Below are 14,550 nucleotides of genomic sequence, written 5' to 3'. Positions count from 1 at the left end.
GATGGCGCTATTGCAGTGATGACCGCCCTGTTGATGGTCATTCTTCTAGGCATGACAGCGATAGTGATTGATATTGGGATGGTCTACGCGGAACGAGCACAGCTACAAAGTGGAGCGGATGCGGCGGCTCTTGCCATAGCCCAGGATTGCGCCCAGGGTATCAATTGCGACATCGCGTCCGCTACGTCAACAGCGATCGTCCTTGCTGGCGCGAACGCCAATGACAATTCGGCCGCTGCGAAGGTCACTCGGGAAGGCACCACGTTTACAGTTCAGACGAGTACATTGACAGCTGGAAACCAAAAAGCCGTTCAACATTGGTTTGCTCCTATTCTGGGCATCAACTCAACGCAAGTTGGCGCAACTGCGAAAGCATCATGGGGAAGCCCCATGGCCGGATTCGCGCCGTTCCCTATGACTTTCTCAACATGCGAGGTTAAGCGAGGCAGCGGCCTCCAGATGGTTCAATTCCACAAGAAAAACTCTAGTACACCTGGCTGTGCAGGGGGGCCGCCCGGCGGTTTCGGCAAGCTGGATCAAGATCCCGGGGTGTGTGGGGCCACAATTGATGCGGCTAAGGGAACAGCTGGGAGTGACACTGGAAACGACGTGCCGTCCAACTGTGACTCGCTCCTGGAGGGCTGGGCGGCTTCGATAGAAAGTGGAACCTATCCAGTCGGCATCTTCCCCATCTACGACTCAGTCAGCGGAAACGGGAGCAATGCCACCTATGGGTTATCAGGTTTCGCCGCATTTGAGGTTCACGGCTGGAAATGGAAGCAAGGCGGAAGCAAGAAAGACCAATTCCGCGCGGACTATTATCCCGGGATGGACTGTGGCAACGACATATGTCTTATTGGGAAATTCGTCAAGAAGGTAATGCTGGACGATGGCTACACCCTTGGCCCTCCAAACGACCTCGGCATCACCATTGTTAAATTGACAGGGTAGGCAGGCACAAGTGAAGACCCGTATTATTGGGGCGATTATCGCCGTACTGCTGGCCACCGTCGGCGCTGTATTTCTGGTTTCATACGTTCAAAATTCTGAAGAGCGCGCCTTTGCCGGCACCGAAACCGCTCAGGTTCTCATCGTCCGAGATGGAGTGTCCATCCCAGAAGGCACCCCGGCGGAGGACCTACTGCAGTTAGTGAGCCAGGAAGCCATACCAGCCAAAGTAGTCTCACCGGGTGCGATTGCGAGTCTCGATGAAATTGCAGGAAGGGTGACCAGCATTGAATTGGTGCCAGGCGAACAGCTTCTGAGTACCCGCTTCATCAATCCAGACGAGGTTGTGCAGGATCAGCTAGTGGTCGTACCGGAGGGAATGCAGGAAGTCACTATACAGCTGGAACTTCAACGGGTAGCTGGCGGGCGTGTCGCCCCGGGAGACACGGTCGGAGTGCTTGTATCGCAGGAGGGTGATCCGACAGAAGACCGCCCCTCAATTACACACCTCACCATGCATAAAGTGCTGGTGACAAATGTACAGGGATCAAATCCGGTTGAACCGGATGCCGTGGACGGTTCCAGCCCTGCTCCCGTCCCGGAGGGCAGCATCTTGGTCACCCTCGCTCGCACAAGTCCTGACGTCGAAGAGATTGTTTTTGCCCAAGAATTTGGGCGAATCTGGCTGACCCGAGAACCTGCAACGGCCTCAGAGGACGGCGCTCGTCCGGTTACAAGCGCTGAACTGTTTCAATGAGCCGCTACGCAGTAGTGACTACCGTTCCTGAATTCCATGAGCGCCTGGTTTCCGCAGCGGCTGGCCCTCTCGAAGGCGAAATTCACAATTGGCATGGCGATAATTTCCCTTCTGGCGCCCAGGCTCTCATGCAACAGATGCCAGATCCGCGCATGCTCGACGTCCTAATCCTTGGCCCTGGGGCCCCGCTCGAGGACGCTCTGACGCTGGCAGGTGAGTTCGAGGTCCAGCATCCCGAGGTAAGTGTCCTCCTCGTTGCCCAGCCCAGCCCTTCATTACTGCTTAGCGCAATGAGAGCAGGCATCCGAGACATCGTCGAGCCAAGTGCCGACGTGGCTAGCCTCAGCGTGCTGCTCCATAGAGCTGTGCGAAGTGCAGCAATCCGACGTCGTGGCCTTAATTCTGCCTCAACTAGTGAAGGATCCGGTGGCGCAAATGGGAGAGTTATAGCGGTTATCTCTCCAAAGGGCGGCGCAGGGAAGACCACAATTGCCAGCAACCTAGCGATAGGTCTGGCTGCGACAGCTCCACACGCCACTGTTCTCCTGGACCTCGACCTTCAGTTTGGTGACGTTGCAAGCGCTCTATCGATCACGCCTGACCACTCTGTCACGGACGCGGTGCATGGACCAGCCCGACGCGACACTATGGTCCTGAAATCGTTCCTGAGCGCCCACCCAACCGGATTATTCGCGCTTTGTGCTCCAGACCTACCTGGTACAGCCGACCAAGTCTCTGGCGACGACGTGTCCCATCTTCTTGATCAGTTGGCCAGCCAATACCGGTATGTCATTGTTGACACTTCACCCGGTCTGTCCGAACACACATTGGCTGCCCTAGACAAGTCAACGGATTTTGTCTTTGTTAGCGGCATGGACGTGCCGAGTGTCCGCGGACTGCGCAAAGAGCTTGATGTCCTTCGGGAGCTCGGGCTTACGCCCGTCTCACGTCACATCGTCCTCAACTGCGCGGATCAACGGGATGGCCTCAGTCTGGCAGACGTGGAGACGACGCTGGGCACGAAGGTTGACCTTGTGATTCCACCGTCGCGATCGGTGCGTCTATCCACCAACCAGGGTGCGCCACTTCTGCTGTCCAAGCGCCGCGATCCTGCAACAAAAGCGTTGCGAAGGTTGCTGTCTAGGTTCGCAGCGCCGACCGCTCCAGTCGCCAGCGGCAGAGCCCGCCACAGAGGTGGAAAGCGATGAACCTTGCACAGCGGCTGGAAGCTGCCCGACGCTCACCATCGTCAACGTCCGCTCCCGGCCCGTCGGCCGTTTCCGGCCCAGAACTCTCCGATCCCCCAGCGACTTCATCAGCCAACCCGCCGGTTCGGCCACCGCGCCCGAAACCTGCAGCGGCCACCCCCCCGCCCGCACGGGATGCTTTGGCCAAGCTCAAGGACAGGGCCGGCACCATACTGTTCGAACGGCTTGGTAACAGGCTGCTCGACTCTGCCCTCACGGAAGAACAACTCCATGCGCTGGTCCAGGAGGAACTCACTCAGGTAGTCGAAGAAGAGGAAGTTCCCCTATCCAAGGACGAACGCCAACGGCTGATCCGTGGTGTCAGCGACGATGTGCTCGGCTACGGGCCATTACAGCACCTACTCGACGACGAGAGCATCACCGAGATCATGGTGAATGGGCCAAACATGATCTACGTGGAACACAATGGAAAGCTGACCCGCAGTGGTGTGAGATTCGCTTCGGAAGAGCACCTTCGAAAAGTGATTGAACGCATCGTCTCCCGCGTAGGGCGGCGAATCGATGAATCATCGCCGCTGGTGGATGCCAGGCTTGCCGACGGCTCTAGGGTGAATGCTGTGATTCCGCCGCTAGCGGTCAACGGATCGTCCCTGACCATCAGGAAATTCGCTACCGACCCATTTCAGGTCCATGACCTCATCGGGTTCGGCACGCTGTCTCCGAACATGGCCGAGCTCCTCGATGCATGTGTCAAGGCGCGTTTGAATATCATTGTTTCCGGAGGAACCGGCACCGGCAAGACCACGCTCCTGAACGTGCTGTCGTCATTCATTCCTGAAGGAGAACGGATAGTCACCATCGAGGACGCCGTGGAACTGCAATTGCAACAGGATCACGTCGTCCGGTTGGAAAGCCGCCCTACCAATATCGAAGGCAAAGGCGAGATCACCATCCGCGATCTGGTTCGCAACTCCCTGCGGATGCGACCCGACCGCATTGTGGTTGGAGAGGTGCGCGGGGGAGAAACACTGGACATGCTTCAGGCCATGAACACCGGCCACGACGGATCCCTGTCTACTGTGCACTCCAACTCTCCGCGAGATGCGATCGCCCGGTTGGAAACGCTGGTACTGATGGCGGGAATGGACCTTCCGCTGCGAGCCGTCCGCGAACAGATCGCCGCGGCCGTCGATGTCATAGTCCAGCTCACACGACTGCGGGACGGTACTCGCCGCGTCACCCATGTCACCGAGGTACAGGGGATGGAGGGGGAAATAGTCACGCTTCAGGATGCTTTTGTCTTTGACTACAGCGCGGGCGTAGACGCCAATGGTAGGTTCCTGGGCGCCCCGATGCCCACCGGAGTGCGACCCAAGTTCACAGATCGCTTCCGTGACCTTGGCATCGAGCTCTCACCAAGCGTTTTTGGGACCCCGCACAACCCGAGGAATGACCGGTGATCCCCGAGCCCCCGATAGTACAGCTCATCCTGGGAATGACTACGTGCTTTGCAGCATTGAGTATTACAATTTTTCTCTTTGTAATTCCCCGACCACCTCGAAATTTGCTGAATCGTCGGAAAGCCACAGGAACTAAGTCGTCAGTTCAGCTGACTCAATTGACAGCGCTGACCACAGGGTTGGTGGACCGCCTGCTCAAGAAACGCAATCTGATGGCGGGAATTGCTGGGAAGCTGGAGGATGCGGGCTTGAAGCTCATGCCCGCTGAATTCGTCGTGGTCAGCAGCGCCGGCACCCTGCTTGCCGTTTGCATTGGCTTGATTCTTTCAGGACCGCTCTCGGCCGCCATGCTGGGGTTAAGCGTCCCGCTGTTGGTGAAACTCGGTCTGGGATTGCTGGTAACCCGCCGTCGTAAGCAGTTTGCTGATCAGTTGGACGATACGTTGCAACTACTTGCGGGAGGCTTGCGGGCGGGCCACAGCCTCTTGCGCGCCATCGATGCCGTTGCTACTGACTCAGAGGCTCCTACGTCAGTCGAATTCACAAGAATCATCAATGAGACTCGGCTCGGTAGGGACCTCGGTGAATCTCTCGACGATGCGGCCGCCCGCATGCAATCTGAGGATTTCTCGTGGGTCGCACAGGCAATCGCCATCCATAGGGAAGTTGGAGGCAATCTAGCCACCGTACTCGATCAGGTGGGGCAAACCATCCGCGAGCGCAATCAGATCAGGCGTCAGGTTCAAGCCCTCAGCGCAGAAGGAAAACTCTCAGCGTATATTCTGATGGCCCTCCCGTTTGCTCTCGGTGGTGTCCTCCTCGTCATTAGCCCCGGATATATGAATCCGCTATTCCAACACCCAATCGGATACATACTTATGAGCGTTTCAGTCGTGCTTCTCGTCGTTGGCGGACTTTGGCTGCGCAAAGTGATCACCTTCAAATTTTGAGACCGAACCAAGCGAAAGGACCGATTAGATGCCGCCCGTGATAGTAGTAGCAATATTGGCGATCGTTGCCTCGGTACCTCTGTTTGCGTGGTCAGTCATCGGGGATCGTGCACCTGGGCGACAGACAATCCGAGAAAATCTCACACGCGGCTTCACCAACGAGAAAAAGGTAAAGAAACGGCAGGGCGGCAGACTAGACCTGGTTGCCAGCCGATTCACGCCTGACCGCTTCGTCGCCAAGCTCGACCGGCAACTGGCGCTCGCAGGACGCCCCATCGCCTGGCCCCTCAGACGCCTCGTGGCGGCCAAAATAGTCCTTGCATCAGGTGCAGGCCTGCTCGGCGTGTTGTACGTGGGAGGGGCGCCGGGAGGCAGGAACGCCTTTTTAGCGGCTTCTGTAACAATGATCGCGTATTTCGTCCCGGATCTCCTCGTTTACAGTAAGGGGACAGAACGCCAGACCGCCATCGCACAGGAGCTGCCTGACACGCTGGACCAGATGACCATTGCCGTTGAGGCGGGCCTGGGGTTCGACTCGGCAATGGCGCGAGCGGGCCAGAACGGGAAGGGACCACTCGCGGCCGAACTCGTACGCACCTTGCAGGACATGCAGCTGGGAATGGGTCGACGCGACGCCTATTTGGCCCTCCTCGCCAGGACCAAAGCTCCAGACCTGCGGCGCTTCGTCAACGCAATAGTTCAGGCAGACCGGTATGGCATTTCGATCTCGGGAGTACTACGCGTACAGGCGAGCGAGATGCGCCTCAAGCGACGGCAGCGGGCAGAGGAGAAGGCAATGCAGATCCCCGTCAAGGTGCTGTTCCCCCTTATGGTCTGCATCCTGCCGGTACTTTTCATCGTCTTGTTAGGCCCCGCGGCCATCAATGTCATCCAAACTCTGAACTGAAAACCCGCGCCCGGTGCTTCGCAAACCAATCCGGAACCCGATCCGCCGGCAAAGCGGGCGACCATAGGTACCCCTGAGCAAACTGCACCTGCATCCGGGACAGTTCACTCAGCTGCTCGGAGGTCTCCACCCCTTCGGCAACCACCCGCAGACCTAGCGCCCGTCCCATAGCGGCAATAGCCTCCACAATAGGTCCAGCGTGCACATCGCTGCCGCCGAGGCCCTCGGTGAAGGACCGGTCGATCTTGAGCGAGGTGACAGGGAACCGCTTGAGGTAGCTCAGCGATGAGTACCCGGTGCCGAAGTCATCAACCGCTATCCCGATCCCCAGACTGCGAAGCCTCGTCAACGTCTTCAACGACTGATCCGCATCGTCCATCAGCACGGACTCGGTAATTTCCAGCACCAACGCGACAGGTTCGATCCCGGCAGTCGTGATGGCATCGGCCACGGCCGCGTGTAGCCCCGGGTCCTGGAGTTGGCGCGCCGACAGATTCACCGAGATGCGCCAGTTTTCGGCACCGGCAACGTCAGCCTTCCACTGCTGCATCTGCTCGATTGCCTGATTCAGCACCCACAGCCCGATGGGCACAATCTGACCGGTTTCCTCAGCGACAGGAATGAACGAGTCAGGACCAATCAAACCGTGCTCCGGATGCAGCCACCTGAGCAGCGCCTCGAATCCAATCGGCTCGCCGGTGGCCACGTCCATGACCGGCTGATAGTGGACCCGGAGTTGATCCCGTTCAATAGCTCGAGGAAGCTCCGACTCCACCACCAGACGGAGTTCCGCCCTCCGGTGCATCGCCCCGTCAAAGACAATGGCCTTGTTTCGGCCACTCACCTTCGCCCGATACATGGCGGCGTCAGAGTTATGCAGCAGCGATTCGGGGGTATCGACGTCGGACGAAATTGCAATACCGATACTGACATCGACAAAAACCTCCCGTTCCAGCAATACGAACGGAGCTTGCACACCTGCCCGTATCCGGCCGGCCAGCTTCTGCGCCGTATCCTCCGACATGTCGGCACAGACAATGACGAACTCGTCACCGGCGAACCGCGCCAGGGTGTCTTCCGGCCGCACCGTTTCCAATAACCGCGACGCCAGCTGGACCAGCAGGCTATCCCCAGCGGCGTGGCCCAGCCCATCGTTGATGACCTTGAAACGGTCGACGTCGAGGAACAGCACACCCACCCGGGTCCCCCGTTCCCCGCACTCGGCGATAGCCTGTTCAATGCTTTCGGCGAGTAGGGCACGATTGGCCAGACCTGTCAGCGGGTCACGGTATGCCAACCGTTCAAGTGCCTCCTCGCCGAGCTTCCGTTCGGTGATGTCCAGGGCAGTCCCCAGCATCTTGAGGGGATCGCCGTCGCCGTTCCGCTCAAGCGTTGCCCGGGCGTAGACCCACCGGATGCCGCCATCCGGCACTTCCACCCGGTAGGTGAAATCCACCGACGTGCCATGGGCCATCAGCTCGTTCCAAATCTCGACAACCCGCTCCCGGTCATCGGGATGTACCGCACTCAACAGCGGCCCCCGCAGCCCCTCAGCAGTCACCGACAGCCCGTGAATCCGGCAATACTCGTCGGACCGCCACACCCGGTCATCCAGAGCGTCCCACTCCACCGAGCCAACATGCGCCATTTCCTGTGCGGCGGCGAGCCGGTCACGCTCCATTTCGGAGATGGCCCTCAGCCGGTTGATCTCGGAAACATCGCGCGCCACGGCTGAGGACCCGACCAACCGCCCCACCTCGTCATACATCGGGGACAACGTCAACGAGATGTCGAGCAACGACCCGTCCTTGCGCATGCCCTTGACGAGCTGCCCGATGACCGGCTCGCCGCGGCGGAGGTGGTCGCGCAGCTCCTCGTCCGCACCCGATCGCTCCTCCGGCGAGAGCATCAGCACGCTTTGACCGATGGCCTCCTTGGCCGAGTAGCCGTAGATCCGCTCGGCACCGGAGTTCCAGCTGGTGATAGTTCCGTCCAGGGTGGCACCGTTGATCGCATCGTTAGAGAACTCCACGAGGGAGGACAACCGCCTCATTTCCGCCTGGGCCCGGCGGGTCTCCGTTGTATCAGTGGATACGTCGATGACGGCGACTACCCGCCCGTCCTTGTCATACAGCGGAGTAATCGTCGAATAGACCGACAGGCGACGACCGGTGCGGTGTTTGGTCCAGTGCTCCCCGGCCCACGGTTCGCCCCCTGAAACCTGAGCAATGATCGTCGAGGCTCTGGACCCGCTGTCGAACAACGCCAAGTCGGCGAAATGCCGCCCGATCGCGTCGCCGGCACTCCAACCGAGCATCCGCTCGGACGCATCATTCCAGTAGGTGATCCTGCCCTGCAGGTCGATCGAAATGATCGATTGTCCGACGGCGTCGAGCAGCGACGCCTGAAAGGAGACTCGTTCCTGCGTCAGCCGTTGCGGTGTGATGTCGACATGAGTGATGACCAGCCCACCGCTGTCACTCCTACAGATCCGCGTGCGGATCCACCGCTCTCCGGCCTCCGACGGATACTCCAGAGTAAGGTTCTGCTGCTCGCCGTCGAGCACCAGGTGGAGACCATCCGAAACTTTCAGCGCCGCCGCGTCGCCGCGTTCAGCTGCCCGTTCACACCCCGCGAGGAAGGACACGCCCGTCTCCTGCGGATCCAGTACCTCAGCGAAGGGCTGAATGAACCGCTCCCACTCCCGGTTGACGGCACAGATCACGCCGTTGACGCTCAGCAGCGCCACCGCCACCGGCAGCGCGTCGAGCGTTTCACGCAATTCTGCCCGCACGTGGTCCGCCGGATTAGCGTCGGCCGGGACCGGAGTGCGATGGGTGGTCATAATGACAGCCTATGCCAACGCCCCAGAGGCAATACCACGAAGACACGCCCCATAGGAATGACGCAGCTTTTACGCAGGGTCCCGCCAACTATCGCCCACAACTACGCCGTTGGAAGTATCCTCAGGGAATGAACCCTGGAAACTGCGCCGTGCGTGAGGCGGTGACAACGGTAATCACGGTGGCGGACTGCTCCGCTCCTCTCGCACAGTGTTACCCGTGATCGATCCGCCGAGGAGGCGGGTCCCCCTCGTCGATCAGGACACCCTCCGGGCGCTAGGCGACCAGCTTGAGAACCCGTCGGCTGTGAAGACGTTCGTCGCGGACTTCATTCAGGTCTGGGATGAAAGGTACCTGAAACTGGCCGACACCGTGGAACGCCGGGACCGGGACGCAGCCCTGGAAGCAGTGCTCAGCGTCAGGACCACGTCAACTATGGTCGGCGCCGCGAGGCTGGCCAATCTGGCGGCCAATCTCGAGGAACTGATTCGCCTCGGCGACATGGACGAAGCCGTCGACGCGCTGCCGTTTGTTCAGGCCTGCGGTCTCCAGACGATCCGCGAACTGATTCTCTGTTCTGAGTCCGCTGGCGAGTAGCCTGAGGCTGCCCGAGGTGAGCTAGTCCCGCTTGGGTGCCAGACGGTACCCCACCCCGCGCACCGTCAACAACCACTTCGGCTCCCGTGAATCCTCCCCCAGTTTGCGGCGAAGGTTTCCCATGTGGACTTCCACAGCGCGCTCGTCGGCATCGCTGATGTAGGCGTCCTCCCGGTAGTGGTGGCCCCTGACTACCCGTACGAGATTTGCCTTGGTGCGCACTGATCCAGCGCTGCGCAGCAGATCGTGAAGAAGATCGAACTCGCTGCGGGTCAGGCTGAGTTTGGCGCCCGTCAGGGTTGCGGTGCGGGTTTCGTGGTTCAGCGCCAGACCATTGTGCTGCAGCACGCCCGGTTCGCTGTCGTCGGGAGCAGTCTGAGGAGACTGGGCAGCTGATCCTCCATCCTCGGTCCTGGGCCGGCGAAGCATCGCGGCAACCCGTGCCCTCAGTTCCCGCGGACGAAAAGGCTTGGTGATGAAATCATCGGCGCCCGACTGCAACGCAGTGAGGGTATCCAGTTCGTCAGTGCGGGCGGTCAGCATAAGAACGTAGCAGTTACTCGTCTGTCGGATCCTCCGGAGCACCTCGTACCCGTCAATATCCGGCAGTCCTACATCCAGGGTGACGATCGCCGCGCTGTACTTGCCAACCAACTCAACACCTTCGCGGCCTGAGCCCGCCGAATGGACCTCGAACCCAGATTGAGTGAGGACGGCGTCAACCAGGTTGCGCACGTCAGCATCGTCTTCGATTACTACTGCTACTCCGGGATCGCTCATATCTCATTCCCCATGTATAGCGAGTCCGGCCCTGGGGCCATGGCGCTGTTTAAGGATCCATCCCCCGTATTTCACCATACGTTTGTACGCTTCCCCAGCATACTCGTTGATCCGGCCCGGTATTTTGCGCCCCGCAGTTCCAATGTCGACTTCGCATCAATTGGTCAGAATGTGGTCGGGGAGGTAGGCAATATTCCTGAGCAGGAGATAATGGGCCCATGCATCTCTCGCGGCATGGGGAAGCCGACAATCAAATACTCTCGCAATGGTTCCGAAAGGTTGACTGTGCCTGAGCGGTTCCCGCTGCCCGGAACCGTTAGGTTCGAGCGCCGGTTTGGGTTGCGCGGTCGGGCGGCAATGTACCAGTTGCCGCTGACGGTTGCTGTGGCCTTTATCGCCGGGACCGCACCACTGTTGAATCCGGATCTGCTGCAGAGCCCCCTCTTTATTGCCGGGATACTGATGCACCTGGTCCTGTTCGCGGCGTTCCTGGTCATTCCGTGGCAAAGCTTGCCGAAAGGCGCACTCCTCGCTATCCCGATTCTGGACTTCGTCGCTATTGGCCTGTGCCGGAACGGTGCCGTCGACATCCTTCCCGGATTGGGCGCCTTGGCGGCTTTCCCGGTGATCTGGCTCGCCGCCTCGGGACTAATGCCGGTGATCAGCGGAATCCTGAGCTTTGTTGGCCCCTTCCTCATTGTGGTGTTTCCGCAACTGCTGGACTTCACCACCACCTACTCACTCCTGGTCGAGACACTTCTGCTGCCCACCATGGCTCTTTCCCTCTTCCTGATCATGCGGGTTTTCGGATTGCAGGTGCGCATGCAGCGGCTGGAGCTGGACCGCAAGGCGGCGGAGGTCCTCGCACTCGAGGCTGAAGTCAGCGGCCGTGAACGGCTGCTGACCGCCATCCTGGACACAGTCGACGTCGGCGTCCTCGCCATCGACACCGAGGGTAGAAAGCTGCTGACCAACCGGCAGCAGCAGCTCTTCCAACAAACCGCTGCATCACCCGAGGACGGCGATGAGCTCAGGTTCTCCGGCAGCAAGGGCTCCACCCCGCTCCCCGAGGCACTGCACCCGATCCGCCGGGCGATCGATGGTCAGTCCTTCTCGAATAACCTGCTGTGGCTCGGCGACATCCGTTCCCAGCGCGCCGTCTCCACTGCAGCCCGGCCCATGACCAATCCCGCCGGGGAATTCACCGGGTCAGTGATTGTCTTCAATGACGTCACAGATCTGGTGAAGGCTCTGACGGTCAAGGAGGACTTTGTCTCCAATGTGACCCACGAGTTCAGCACCCCACTCACCTCCATTCTCGGCCACCTCGATCTCGTTCTTGAGTCCATGGTGACCCTCACCCCCGCCACACGGGAGTCCCTGACCGTGGTGAGGCGGAACGCCGAGCGGCTTTCGATTCTGGTCTCCGACCTTCTCTCGGCGGCGTCTGCGTCAATGAATCTGCATGCCAAACCAACCGAGCTCGCGGGGCTGCTCACAGCCCGGCTGCGATCTGCCCGGACCCACGCCGAGAACGCCGGAATCACCCTGGTGTCCGAGGTTCCGGACCGGCTCTGGGCTATCGCCGATCCCTTGCGCATGGGTCAGGTGGTGGACAACCTGCTCTCCAACGCGATCAAATACTCGCCCGACGGCGGGGACGTCACCATCCGTGCCCGCGCAGCCAAGGACTGCATTCAGCTGGAGGTCGAAGACTCGGGAATCGGCATGACCCAGGATGAGACCGACCTGATCTATGGCAGGTTCTTCCGCGCCAACAGCGCCCGCGAATCCGCTATCCCCGGGGTGGGCCTGGGCCTGGCCATCACCAAAGCGATTGTCGAGGGCCACGGTGGCACCATCCGCTGCGCCAGCTCGCCGGGGGCAGGCACCACGTTTACCGTCACCCTCCCCACGTCCGTTTCTCGTGCTCCCGCCTCCGCGAGCTGATGAGCGGGTCATGACACAAGCCACCGTCAGGTCCCTCCCCGCCCGCGTCAGGACGTTGACCGCCGTGCTGGCTGCCCTGCTCTCCGGGGCGGTCCTATGGCGCTTCGGGTGGGCGCCGGAGACCCCCGCGCTGCTGCTCCTGACGGCCTTCGGGGTGGTGCTGGCGGTGATCGATCTGCGAACGCGCCTGTTGCCGAATGCAATACTGCTTCCCTTTGCCATCGCTGCGTTAATGCTGCTGACCGTCGCCTGCGCTGTGCCCGGGGACTGGAGCCGGCTGGGTGGGGCGGTTATCGGCGGCGCGGCCATGTTTGGCCTCTACCTCGTGTTGGCCCTGGTGTCCCCCGGAAGCCTCGGCATGGGGGACGTGAAACTTGCTGCTGTGCTAGGCCTCTACGGCGGGTACGCCGGGATGACAGCGTGGCTGGCGACAGTGCTGGGCGGCTTTGTCCTCGGAGGCATCATCAGTGTGGTGCTGCTGCTCGTGACCAAGGCGTCGGCGAATTCGGTCTTCCCGTTCGGCCCGCCGATGATCGCTGCCTGCTTCGCCGCCCTGATGCTCTTCGGCTAGAGCCGCTGTTCCCGGACGCTGCCATCGCGTCGGGCCCGGGTTTCCTCAGCGCGCGACCCAATTTCATGGTCATCGGGGTAGCGGACTTCTTCGAGGACCAGCGGGTGCGGGGCGGCGAGCACCGAACGGGCCTCCTTGGTGCGGGCGCGCAACCTTTCCAGCAGCCAGGCCGGTTCCTTCTCCCCCAGCCCCACCCGCAGGGTGGAACCGATCAACCCGCGCACCATGTTGTGGCAAAACGCATCGGCTTGCACGGTGGCTGTGATTACGCCGCCATCAACCCGCTCGAAGTCGAACCGTTGGAGTTCCCGAACTGTCGTGGCCCCGGGCCGCGGCTTCGCGAAGGACCGGAAGTCCTGCAGTCCCAGGAGCCGGCGGGCGCCGTCATTCATCAGGTCAACCTGCAGCTTGTCGGGGTGCCACAGGGTGACGCCCCGGGTCAACGGGTCCCGCAGCTCCGGCAAGTCGGCAATCCGGTAGCTGTACCGGCGCCACAGCGCCGAGAATCGCGCGTCAAACCCGGGTGGAGCCAACGCAACCTTGAGCACGACGACGGCGGGAACCTGGTGCCGCTGCCGATCGGCCTTGTCGAGTTCCCGGCTGATGGTGGCGCCTAATCTGCGGAGCATCGCCGTTTCGGGTGACAGCTCCCTGCCGCGGCGCAAGCCCTCCCACTCCTCCGGTGTGACGTCGACGTGGGCAACCTGACCACGTGCGTGCACCCCGGCATCGGTCCGTCCGGCGACGGTCAGCCTGGCCGGGCGTCTGAACAAGGTCTCAAGCCCGGCTTCGATCACCCCCTGAACGGTAGGCAACCCGGGCTGCACCGCCCACCCAGAGAACGGTCCGCCGTCGTACGCGAGATCCAGCCGGACACGCAAAAGCCCGCTGTCCTCACGAAGGACAGCGGGCTTTTGCTCAGTCATAGTGCTCAGGAGTGGCGGAAGAATTACTTCTTGCCGTCGTCCTCGGTGGTTCCTTCTTCAACGACAACAACCTCGTCAGCGCCGGCCTCGGCACTGACGTTGGTGTCCTCAGCCGCAACCTCATCGGCTGAAGGAGCTGACTCTGCTGAACCGACCGAGTCAGCTGACTCAGGCGAATCGGCTGATTCTGGCGAGTCTGCTACAACCGGCGCTGCGTTGGCCTTGGACTGCTCGGCCTCGGCGACAACCGACTGCTTCGCCGACATTGGCTCGAGAACCAGTTCGATGACTGCCATCGGGGCGTTGTCGCCCTTACGGTTGCCGATCTTGGTGATCCGGGTGTAACCGCCTTCGCGGTTCGCAACGGCAGGAGCAATGTCGGTGAACAGCTCGTGGACGATGCTCTTGCTGCTGATGACGCCAAGAACACGGCGTCGTGAGGCGAGATCGCCCTTCTTTGCGAAGGTGATCAGGCGCTCTGCGTACGGGCGGAGCCGCTTCGCTTTGGTCACCGTGGTGGTGATGCGCTTGTGCTCGAACAGTGAGGCGGCCAAGTTGGCGAGCATCAGGCGTTCGTGCGCCGGACCGCCTCCGAGACGTGGGCCCTTTGTTGGTGTGGGCATGATTGTTTCTCCTCTAAGTGGTCCTGTCCG

Annotated in this window: 13 protein-coding genes; 9 read left to right on the top strand and 4 right to left on the bottom strand. The window is 60.9% G+C overall.

Translation table 11 applies throughout. The features are described 5' to 3' along the window. Window positions 1-15: 15 nt before the first annotated feature. From IWX62_RS04555 to IWX62_RS04530, 6 genes are all read left to right on the top strand, one after another. A complete protein-coding gene (locus tag IWX62_RS04555) occupies window positions 16-951 on the top strand; it encodes a pilus assembly protein TadG-related protein (RefSeq protein WP_196840193.1) in 936 nt (311 codons plus the stop codon). A gap of 10 nt (window positions 952-961) precedes the next feature. Beyond that, window positions 962-1,705 carry a Flp pilus assembly protein CpaB gene (cpaB, locus tag IWX62_RS04550; RefSeq protein WP_196840192.1) on the top strand — a complete coding sequence of 248 codons (744 nt, stop codon included), beginning with the start codon at window positions 962-964 and terminating at the stop codon, window positions 1,703-1,705. Beyond that, a complete protein-coding gene (locus IWX62_RS04545; protein ID WP_196840191.1) occupies window positions 1,702-2,913 on the top strand; it encodes an AAA family ATPase in 1,212 nt (403 codons plus the stop codon). The genes cpaB and IWX62_RS04545 overlap by 4 nt, the downstream gene beginning before the upstream one ends. Next, a complete protein-coding gene (locus IWX62_RS04540) occupies window positions 2,910-4,373 on the top strand; it encodes a CpaF family protein (RefSeq protein ID WP_196840190.1) in 1,464 nt (487 codons plus the stop codon). The genes IWX62_RS04545 and IWX62_RS04540 overlap by 4 nt, the downstream gene beginning before the upstream one ends. Before the next feature lie 158 nt (window positions 4,374-4,531). After that, a complete protein-coding gene (locus IWX62_RS04535; RefSeq protein ID WP_333483214.1) occupies window positions 4,532-5,323 on the top strand; it encodes a type II secretion system F family protein in 792 nt (263 codons plus the stop codon). 28 nt (window positions 5,324-5,351) lie between these two features. After that, window positions 5,352-6,230, top strand: coding sequence for a type II secretion system F family protein (locus tag IWX62_RS04530; protein ID WP_196840189.1), 879 nt, complete (start codon window positions 5,352-5,354; stop codon window positions 6,228-6,230). Here IWX62_RS04530 and IWX62_RS04525 read toward each other — a convergent pair. Continuing rightward, the gene (locus tag IWX62_RS04525) at window positions 6,211-9,075 is read right to left on the bottom strand and encodes a sensor domain-containing protein (protein WP_196840188.1); all 2,865 of its coding nucleotides are present in this window, start codon (window positions 9,073-9,075) and stop codon (window positions 6,211-6,213) included. The two genes, IWX62_RS04530 and IWX62_RS04525, sit on opposite strands and share 20 nt — an antisense overlap. Before the next feature lie 217 nt (window positions 9,076-9,292). Between IWX62_RS04525 and IWX62_RS04520 the strand changes: the two genes are divergently transcribed. Continuing rightward, entirely contained in the window at window positions 9,293-9,670 is a 378-nt protein-coding gene (locus IWX62_RS04520; protein WP_196840187.1) for an Hpt domain-containing protein, read from the top strand. Window positions 9,671-9,691: 21 nt separating this feature from the next. Here the strand turns inward: IWX62_RS04520 and IWX62_RS04515 are convergent, their stop codons facing one another. Beyond that, window positions 9,692-10,450 carry a response regulator transcription factor gene (locus IWX62_RS04515; RefSeq protein ID WP_196840186.1) on the bottom strand — a complete coding sequence of 253 codons (759 nt, stop codon included), beginning with the start codon at window positions 10,448-10,450 and terminating at the stop codon, window positions 9,692-9,694. 285 nt (window positions 10,451-10,735) lie between these two features. Here IWX62_RS04515 and IWX62_RS04510 point away from each other — a divergent pair, with 285 nt between their 5' ends. Next, window positions 10,736-12,400, top strand: coding sequence for a sensor histidine kinase (locus IWX62_RS04510; protein ID WP_333483213.1), 1,665 nt, complete (start codon window positions 10,736-10,738; stop codon window positions 12,398-12,400). A 10-nt stretch (window positions 12,401-12,410) separates the two neighbouring features. After that, window positions 12,411-12,971 carry a prepilin peptidase gene (locus tag IWX62_RS04505; protein WP_196840185.1) on the top strand — a complete coding sequence of 187 codons (561 nt, stop codon included), beginning with the start codon at window positions 12,411-12,413 and terminating at the stop codon, window positions 12,969-12,971. Here IWX62_RS04505 and IWX62_RS04500 read toward each other — a convergent pair. Next, entirely contained in the window at window positions 12,968-13,897 is a 930-nt protein-coding gene (locus IWX62_RS04500) for a tRNA pseudouridine synthase A (RefSeq protein ID WP_196840184.1), read from the bottom strand. The genes IWX62_RS04505 and IWX62_RS04500 overlap by 4 nt on opposite strands. A 23-nt stretch (window positions 13,898-13,920) precedes the next feature. After that, window positions 13,921-14,520: a 50S ribosomal protein L17 gene (rplQ, locus tag IWX62_RS04495; protein WP_196840183.1), complete on the bottom strand. Its 600-nt coding sequence runs from the start codon at window positions 14,518-14,520 to the stop codon at window positions 13,921-13,923. Between the last annotated feature and the right edge of the window lie 30 nt (window positions 14,521-14,550).

The sequence above is a fragment of the Arthrobacter sp. CAN_A1 genome, from assembly GCF_015751665.1.
Lineage (GTDB): Bacteria > Actinomycetota > Actinomycetes > Actinomycetales > Micrococcaceae > Arthrobacter_D.
This window is presented reverse-complemented; position numbering and strand designations above follow the sequence as displayed.